The sequence below is a fragment of the bacterium genome, from assembly GCA_016873475.1.
Classification (GTDB): Bacteria; Krumholzibacteriota; Krumholzibacteriia; order JACNKJ01; family JACNKJ01; genus VGXI01.
Genome location: VGXI01000022.1, coordinates 19,830 through 28,521 on the forward strand (window position 1 = coordinate 19,830; position 8,692 = coordinate 28,521).

6 protein-coding genes are annotated in these 8,692 nt (G+C 71.3%); all 6 read left to right on the forward strand.

The annotated features are described in order from the left end of the window. The first annotated feature begins 54 nt into the window (after positions 1–54). Positions 55–1,695, forward strand: a complete 1,641-nt coding sequence (locus tag FJ251_03535; protein MBM4116802.1) for a T9SS type A sorting domain-containing protein — start codon at positions 55–57, stop codon at positions 1,693–1,695. Next, entirely contained in the window at positions 1,696–5,490 is a 3,795-nt protein-coding gene (locus FJ251_03540) for a DUF11 domain-containing protein (GenBank protein ID MBM4116803.1), read from the forward strand. It abuts the gene before it with no gap. Positions 5,491–5,565: 75 nt separating this feature from the next. Further along, positions 5,566–6,633, forward strand: coding sequence for a poly-gamma-glutamate synthase PgsB (gene pgsB, locus FJ251_03545; protein MBM4116804.1), 1,068 nt, complete (start codon positions 5,566–5,568; stop codon positions 6,631–6,633). After that, positions 6,630–7,103: a poly-gamma-glutamate biosynthesis protein PgsC gene (gene pgsC / locus FJ251_03550; GenBank protein MBM4116805.1), complete on the forward strand. Its 474-nt coding sequence runs from the start codon at positions 6,630–6,632 to the stop codon at positions 7,101–7,103. The genes pgsB and pgsC overlap by 4 nt, the downstream gene beginning before the upstream one ends. After that, positions 7,084–8,208, forward strand: a complete 1,125-nt coding sequence (pgsW, locus tag FJ251_03555) for a poly-gamma-glutamate system protein (GenBank protein MBM4116806.1) — start codon at positions 7,084–7,086, stop codon at positions 8,206–8,208. Before pgsC ends, pgsW begins: the two co-directional genes overlap by 20 nt. Then, a partial coding sequence (locus FJ251_03560; protein ID MBM4116807.1) for a hypothetical protein occupies positions 8,205–8,692 on the forward strand: 488 nt, incomplete at its 3' end. The genes pgsW and FJ251_03560, both read left to right, overlap by 4 nt.

Below are 8,692 nucleotides of genomic sequence, written 5' to 3' on the forward strand. Positions count from 1 at the left end.
ACTGTAGCTTGCCCCAGATTTCATCCCCATCTTGCTCCCGGGAGGGCCTCCACGATGAGAACGAAGCTCGGGCTGCTGCTGGCGCTGCTCGCCCTGACGGCGGGCGCTGCCCAGGGCGGCGTCATTCATGTCCCCGGCAATTACGCCACCATCCACGCCGGCGTGCAGGCCTGCCCGCCGGGTGACACGGTGCTCGTCGCTGCCGGCACCTACAACGATTGCACGCACGAGACGGAAGGCCCGGGCTCGACGCCCGCCTGCGTGATCATGAAGTCGGGGGTCACCCTGCGCGGGGCGGGCAAGGAGGCCACGATCATCGACGCCCAGTCGCTGGGCCGCGGCATCTTCGCCGAGCTGGTCAGCAACGTGCGCATCGAGAACCTGCAGGTGCGCGGGGCCTTCGCGGCCGTCTACGGCGCGGGCATCCTGATCCGCCAGGTGAACGCAACGGTCGAGGTCAACGACGTCAAGATCGCGGCGAACACGGACGGCGGCGTGATCTGCATCAACAACGCGGCGCCGATCCTGCGCCGCGTGGATTTCGTCGGCAACACGGGCAAGCAGGGCGGCGGCCTCGCGATCGAGGAGAACAGCGACGCCCAGGTCTACGACTGCGTCTTCCTGAACAACACCTCGCCCGCGGGCGGCGCCCTGATCATCCGCGCCAACTGCGAGGCCATCCTCGACGGCTGCTCGTTCACGGGGAACTCGACGAACGCGACCTTCGGCAGCGGCGGCGCCATCCTCTGCCTCGAAGCCGCGCCGACGATCACCGACTGCACCCTGATCAACAACAGCACCCAGGGTTACGGCGGCGGCATCGCCTTCATGAACGGCGCCGCCGGCACGATGAGCCGCTGTCTCATCCAGGGCAACACGGCCACGTACACCTATGGCCTGGGCGCCGGCATCCACGTGGACGGCTCCTCGCCCCTGCTCGAGTACCTGGTGATCACGGGCAACGCGGCCACCGGCTTCTGGGCCGAGGGTGGCGGCATCAACGTGAGCTTCGGCCCGGCGCCCACGCTCCGCCACTGCACGATCTACGACAACACGCTGAGCGCCAATCCGGAGGTCTACGGGGGCAACATCGCCTGCCAGTTCGGCGGCGACGCCATCATCGACAAGTGCATCATCGCGAGCAGCCAGCGGGGCCTGGGCCTCTACTGCTTCTTCGCCACGCCCGTCGTCACCTGCAGCGACATCTGGGGCAATGCCGGCGGCGATGCCATCTGCGGCACGGACGGCGGCGGCAACTTCTCTCGCGATCCCCTGTTCTGTGACTTCGCCCCGGGCGCGGTGTCCGCCGGCAGCCCCTGCATGCCGGGCAACCACCCGAACGGCCCCGGGGCCTGCGACGGCGATCTGATCGGCGCCGTGGACAGCGGCTGCTCGACGGGCGCCGGCGAGCTTCCGCTGGCCGCCCGCCTGCTCGGCAATGCGCCGAATCCCTTCAACCCGAAAACGACCATATTCTTCGTGCTTGATTCGCCGGGAGTTGCTAGCATCCGGATCCACGACCTCGCGGGCCGCCGGATCGCCACGCTCTCCCAGGGCGCGCTGCCGGCCGGCAGTCACCAGGTCGTCTGGGACGGCCGCGACGACCGGGGCGAGCCCGCGGCGAGCGGCGTCTACTTCTACTCCCTGGACGCCCTGGGCGAAACCCGATCGAGCAGGATGACACTGGTCAAGTAGATGAAGCGCGCCACCCTGGCGCTTGCTCTCGGAAGCGGTCTGACTGTCGCGGCGGCCTTCGGGGTCGCCGCGGCGGCGTCCGCCCAGCAAGCCCCCGTCAGCCACGTCGAGATCCTCTCCGATCGCAGCCTCCTCGGCCTCGCGCCGGCGCCCGCCGATCGCGGCGGCGAAGCGACTGGCGCGCTGACTCGGCTCGTCGCCCTGCCGCCCGACGCCACCTGGGCCGAGGCCCGCGTGACGGCCGGGCCCGCGGCGGCGCGGGCCAGCGCGCGGCTGCTGGGTCGCCTGCGCGGCACGCCGGTCGCGCTGCTCACGGTGAGCGCCGCCGATCCGGCAGCGCTCGGCGCCGCGCCGATCGCGGTCGAGCTCCGCCACGACGGCGACTGGCGCGCGCGCGCGACCGGCGCCCTCGGTCGGCACAGCCGCGGCTTCGAGAGCCTTCTGGCCGAGACCCTGCCCGCGCGCGCGGAGGCGCCGGCGACGAACGGCGCCTACCTCATCGTGACGACCACCGAGTATGTCGACGCGCTCGCGCCGCTCGTCGACTGGAAGCGCCGCAAGGGCTTCGACGTGCAACTCGTCACCACGGCCCAGACCGGCGCGAGTGCCGCGGCGATCCAGGCCTGGATCCGCGCGGCCTACGCGAGCTGGGCGAACCCGCCCGAGTACCTGCTCATCGTCGGCGACGTGGAGGATGTGCCCACCTGGGATTTCAGCGACAACCCGACCGACCTGCCCTACGCCCTCATGGACACGGGCGACTGGCTGCCCGACCTCCTCCTCGGCCGCATTCCCGTCAAGACCAGCTTCGAACTGGCGACGGTCGTCGCCAAGACCATCGCCTACGAGCGCGCGCCGGGGGGCAGCAATCCCGACTGGATGCAGCGCTACCTCATGGTGGCCGGCAACTTCGGCTCGGAGACGCCGGTGAGCACCGTCAAGTTCTTCGGCGAGCAGCTCGCGCGCATCGGCTTCGAGAACGCCTTCACACTGCTGCCGCCCTACGACGGCGTCTACTTCCCGCCCATCTTCGGCGCGGCGCAGGCCGTCCCGCTCATCCGCAACACCATCAACAGCGGCGTCGGGATCGTCGCCTACCGCGGCTGGGCCTACGGCACGGCGGGCTGGGAGCCGCCGCACTTCATCGACGAGGACATCCCCTCGCTCGCCAACGGCGCGATGACGCCGGTGGTGATGAGCTTCGTCTGCCTCAACGGCAACTTCAAGGCAAACGAGGATTGCTTCGGCGAGGCCTGGCTGAAGGCCGGCACGCCCAGCGAGCCCAAGGGGGCCGTGGCCTTCATCGGCAACGGCGAGCACTGGAGTCACACGCGCTACAACGACGCGATGGCGATCGCCTTCGCCGAGCGCATCGTCGACCCGACGCTGCGCGACCTCGGCGCCATCGCCCTCGCTGGCAAGCTGCGCTTCATGGACTACTTCCCGCACCAGCTCGACGACACGGGCAACGAAGAGTCGGTGGAGTTCTACGTCCACATCTACAATCTGCTCGGCGATCCCGAGCTGAACCTCTGGCGCGCGGCGCCGGCCGCGCTCGCGGTGACGCACCCGGCGTCCCTGCCTGTCGGCGCGAACAACCTCGAGCTCACGGTGACCAGCGGCGGCCTGCCTCTGGCCGGCGCGCGCGTCGGCCTCGTGCAGGGCGAGACGCTGCTCGGCGCGGCTTTCAGCGACGCGGCGGGGCTGGCGCACCTGACGCTCTCGCCGGTGGCCGCGAGCGGCGAGCTGGCCCTCACCGTGACCGCGCCCGATCACCGGGCCTACGAGGCGGCGCTGGATTTGACGACCAGCGGCGCCTTCCTCGGCCTGGCGAGCTACACCTTGGACGATGCGGCCGGCAACGCCGACGGCAATGCCAACCCCGGGGAGACCCTGAACCTCACGGTCACCCTGCGCAACGCGGGCGCCGCGGCGGCGAGCGCGGTGAGCGCGACGCTCGGCGCGCCGGCCGGCGCCGTCATCGTGCAGGGCACGACGAGCTTCGCGGACATTGCGGCCGGCGCCAGCGCCGAGGCCGCGAGCCCCTTCACCGTCGCCCTCGGCGGCGCTCTCGAGGACGGCCAGCGCCTGCGCTTCACACTGACGGCCAGCCACGACGGCGGGACGGCGGACGTCTCCGACCTCATCGTGCCCGTGGTCGCGCCGGCGCTCGCGGTGAGCGCGACGGCCTTCGGCGATCCGGGCTACGCCGCGCCGGGCCAGAGCGTGTCCCTCGCGCTGACCCTCGCGAACACTGGCCACCTCGCCACGGGCGCGCTCACGGGCAGCCTCGCCCTGCTCGACCCCGAGCTCGGCAGCGTGACCGACGCAGCCGGCGCCTGGCCCGCCCTTGGGGTCGGCGCGAGTGGCGACAACGCGGGGGACACCTTCACGCTCGCCGTCGACGCCGACGTGCCGCACGGCAAGAGCCTGCCGCTCCTGCTCACGTTGACGGACGCGAACGGCTACAGCGTTGCCCTGCCGCTGGCCCTGCCCGCCGGCCTCGTCAACCCCGCGGCGCCCGTCGGGCCGGACGCCTACGGCTACTACGCCTACGACAGCGCGGACCTCTTCTACACCGAGCGGCCGGCCTACACCTGGCAGGAGCTGAGCCCGCTCTTTGGCGGCAGCGGCACGGAGCTGGTCTTCAACTTCGACAACGAGGTGAAGCCCATGCTGCCCCTGCCCTTCGACTTCGTCTACTACGGCCGTACAGTGAGCAGCCTGCGTATCTTCGACAACGGCTGGATCACCTTCGACAACGCCGGCGGGCTCGACTTCTACAACTGGAACCTGCCCAACCAGCACGGCAACCACTCGGTGATCGCGCCCTTCTACGACAACCTGACGACGCAGACCGCCGACAGCCTGGTGGGCAGCGAGTACATCGACGGCATCTACCACCAGCACGACGCGCTCGCGGGCACCTTCACCGTCGAGTGGAGCCGCGTGCGCCACTTCCGGCCGGAGATCACCGACCTGCAGAGTTTCCAGGTCGTGCTCTACGACCCGGCCGTGCATCCCACGGCCTCGGGCGACGGCGAGATCGCCTTCTTCTACCGGCAGGTGAACAACTCCGACTACGCGCGCGGCTATGCGACGGTCGGCATGGAGGACGACAGCGAGACGATGGGCCTGCAGCTCAGCTACTCGGGCCTCGACGCGCCGGGCATGCTGCCGCTCTCGCCCGGCCTCGCCGTCAAGCTGACCACGGAGCCGCCGGTCTACGACGCCTTCCGCCTGGACGCTTTCACGGCGACGCCGGCAGCGACGGGCCTGGCTCTCGCCTGGTCGACGCGCGACGCGCGCCCCGTCACCGGCTGGCGCCTCTGGCGCGCCACGCCGAGCGGCGAGACCCTCGTTGCCGAGTTGCCGGCCGGCCAGCCGCACTGCCTGGACGCCGGCGCCGATCCCGCGCGCGACGAGCTCTACCGCCTCGAGGCGCTGCACCCCTACGACCTCGTCTCCTCGCTCGGGCCCTTCCACAGCCTCGCCGAAGAGGAGAGCCCCGGCGCGCTGCGCCTCAGCCTCGGGCAGAGCCTCCCGAACCCCATGCGGGAGAGAGCGCGCATCGACTTCGCGCTGCCGGCGGCGGGGCCGATCAGTCTGAAGATCTACGATGCCGGCGGCCGGCTGCTGCGCGCCCTTGCCGAGGGCGAGCTGCCGGCCGGACCCGCGAGCCCCCTCTGGGACGGCCGCGACGATGCCGGGCGCCAGGTGCCGGCGGGGATCTACTTCTACCGGCTGCGCGCGGGGGGCGAGGTTCTCACGCGTAAGCTGCTGGTGATCCGCTAGGCGGATCGCCGGGAGGTCCAGGCGCGGCGCCACCGGATCGCCGCGCCTGGCTCGCCGGCCCACGGGAATCGGGCGATGACGCTGATCTTGCTGCTCTTCCTGCTGCTGGCCGGGCTCGGCATCACCGAGACCCTCCGCCACTGGCGCATCCGGCGGCAGATCCCGATCCGCATCCACGTCAACGGCAGCCGCGGCAAGAGCTCGGTGACGCGCCTCATCGCCGCCGGGCTGCGCGCCGGGGGCCTGCGCACCTTCGCCAAGACCACGGGCTCGGGCCCCGTCCTCGAGTGCATGGCCGTGCGCCCGGACCTGCAGTGGATCTGCGAGCATCGGATCGTGAGCGCGACGGTGGGGGTGATCACGAACGTGCGGCCCGACCACCTCGAGGTGATGGGACCGCGTCTGCTCGACGTCGCGCAGAGCCTGGCCGGCACCGTGCCGCGCGGGGCGCTGGTCGTGACGGCCGAAGACGAGTACGCCGAGGTCATCGCCGCCAAGGCGAGCGCGCTCGGCTCGCGTTTCTTGAGAAGCGATCCGGCCTCGGTGAGCGAGGAAGACCTGCGCGGCTTCCAGTACGTGGAGTTCGCGGAGAACCTGGCGCTCGCGCTGGCCGCCTGCGAGGCGGTCGGCGTCGATCGCCGCCGGGCGCTGGCCGGCATGTGGGCGGTCAAGCCCGACATCGGCGCGCTGATCCCCTACCGCTGGCAGGAGGCGGGCAAGGACATCGAGTTCGTGAACCTCTTCGCCGCAAACGACCCCGAGTCCACGGCCTTCGTCTGGGAGCACCTCGGCCTGCCCGCGCACGAGTCCGAGGCGATCGCGATGGTGAACATCCGGGCCGATCGCATGCGCCGCAGCAAGGACCTGGCGCCGCTCTTCGGCGGGCGCATCCGGGCGGCGCACTACCTGATCATCGGCGAGGAGACGGACGTCTTCGCCGAGATCCTGCGCCGGCAGGGCCTGCCCGCCGAGCGCCTGGTCACCGTCGGCGGCCGTGACGCCGCGGCGGTACTCGCCAAGGTGATGCAGATCGGCGGTCCGCGCGTGCGGCTGGTCGGGATCGGCAACATCGGCGGCGTCGGCGTCGACCTGCTCGCCATGGTCGAGGAGCGCTGCGCGGCGGCGCGGGAGGGGAGCGCGTGATCTACCAGTCGATCGGCCTCGGGCTCGTCGTCAGCCTGGTCTTCTCGGAGGTGCTCGGCCTCGCCGCTGGCGGCCTCATCGTGCCGGGCTACATCGCGCTGTATCTCGACCAGCCCTTGCGGGTTCTCGGCACGGTGCTCGCGGCGCTGGTCACCTACCTCAGCCTGCGCCTGCTCAGCCGCTTCGTCCTCCTCTACGGCCGGCGCACCCTGGTCTTCTGCGTGCTGGCCGGCTTCCTCTTCGGCTACGCCACGCGCTTCCTGCTCGTGGCGGGCGACTGGGTCGGCATGGAGGTCGACCTGACGATCATCCAGTCCATCGGCTACATCATCCCGGGCCTGATCGCCTACTGGATGCTGCGGCAGGGCATCCTCGAGACGCTCTGCACGATGCTGATGGCCGCCTTCATCGTGCGTCTGGCGCTGGTGGTGGCGCAGGGAGGAGGGCTCATTGAGTTCGCGCTCCGATAGGCGCCGCAAGCTGATCCTGGTCGGCCTCGCCCTGCTCGCGCTCGCCTTCCAGGCCGCGCTCGAGCTGACCCGCAAGCCCGTGCGCCAGCGCGACTACGAGCTGAAGCTCGAGGCCGCCCGGCGAGCGAACCTCGCCTTCGACGCCGTGCGCCGCCACCGCCTGATGGAGGGCGCCGTCCTCGACCTCGTCAACGACCCGGCCGGCACGGGGCTCATCGGCCCCGAGTTCAGCCTGATCACCAACGCCCAGGGCGTGCTCGGCGCCAAGCTGACGACACTGAACCCGAACTGGGCCGGCGTCCTCGTCGGCTACCTGCGCCGCGCCGGTCTGGGGCCCGGCGACCCGGTGGCGGTGGCGCTCTCTGGCTCCTTCCCGGGCCTGAACATCGCCGTCTTCGCCGCCCTGGAGACGCTCGAGCTGTCGCCGGTGGTCGTCACCTCGGTGGGCGCCTCCATGTGGGGCGCCACCGATCCCGACTTCACCTGGCTGGACATGGAGCGCCTCTTCGCCGAGGAGAACATCTTCCACATCCGCTCGGCGGCGGCCAGCTACGGCGGCGGCGACGACATGGGCCAGGGCCTCAGCCCGGAGGGCCGCGAGCGCCTGCGCGCCGCCATTGCGCGCAACGAGGTGCAGCTCCTCGAATCCGAGAACATCGAGGAGGCGATCACCAGGCGCATGAGCTACTACGTGGAGGCCCTGCGCGGCCGGCGGGCGAAGGCCTTCATCAACGTGGGCGGCGGCGTCGCCAGCCTGGGCACCAGCCGCAACAAGGTGCTGCTGCCCGAGGGCCTCAGCTTCGACGTCGCGGAGCACAACTACCCGCGCAAGGGCGTCATGGTCCTCATGGCCGAGCGCGGCATCCCGGTCATCCACATGCTGAACATGCAGAAGCTGGCCCGCGAGGTCGGCCTGCCCGTCTCCCCCGACTACCGGCCCCAGCCGGGCGAGGGCGAGATCTTCGTGCGCGAGAGCTACCGCTTGGCGCTGGCGGCGCCCCTGCTCGTGCTATACTGCGCCATTTGCGTCCTGGTGCTGGCCCCTGAACTGCGCCGCGGTCTCTTCGATCGCTGGAGCGGCCGCATGGATGGTGACTCGGTATGAAGCGTCTCGGGATCGGACCGCTCGCCGCCGCGCTGCTCGCCGCCGCGTTCGCCCTCGCGCCGCGCGAGGCGGCCGCCGCCTGGCGCGGCCTCAAGCCGGCCGACAGCGCCGGCGAGGTCTGCCTCGCCGTCAAGGGCGAGACCTTCGACTACGCCCTCCTCGATCGCGCGAAACCCGCGGTGCTCGAAGTCCGGGGGCCGCGCAAGATCAAGATCGTCAGCCGCTACCTCTTCGGCCCCGGCGACGCGGGCACGGGCGTCTACACGCTGCGCGTGCTGATGGACGGGGAAGAGGTGCTGCGCCGCAGTTACAGCAGTCCATTGCTGGCCGGGGCCGCGCGCTGCACGGGCGGCGGCGAGGCGGCGGCCCTGCGCAGCACGACCCTGCGCGTGCCGACGGGCAGGCACCAGATCCAGGTCTACGCCGAGGTCGAGGGGGAGGGCCGCGCCGCCGCGCGCTTCTTCCGCGAGGTCAAGCGCGCGAA

Excerpts from the sequence above, each read along its gene's own strand:
- FJ251_03535 (MBM4116802.1), top strand. The coding sequence starts at position 55 with ATGAGAACGAAGCTCGGGCTGCTGCTGGCGCTGCTCGCCCTGACGGCG.
- FJ251_03540 (MBM4116803.1), top strand. The coding sequence starts at position 1,696 with ATGAAGCGCGCCACCCTGGCGCTTGCTCTCGGAAGCGGTCTGACTGTC.
- pgsB (MBM4116804.1), top strand. The coding sequence starts at position 5,566 with ATGACGCTGATCTTGCTGCTCTTCCTGCTGCTGGCCGGGCTCGGCATC.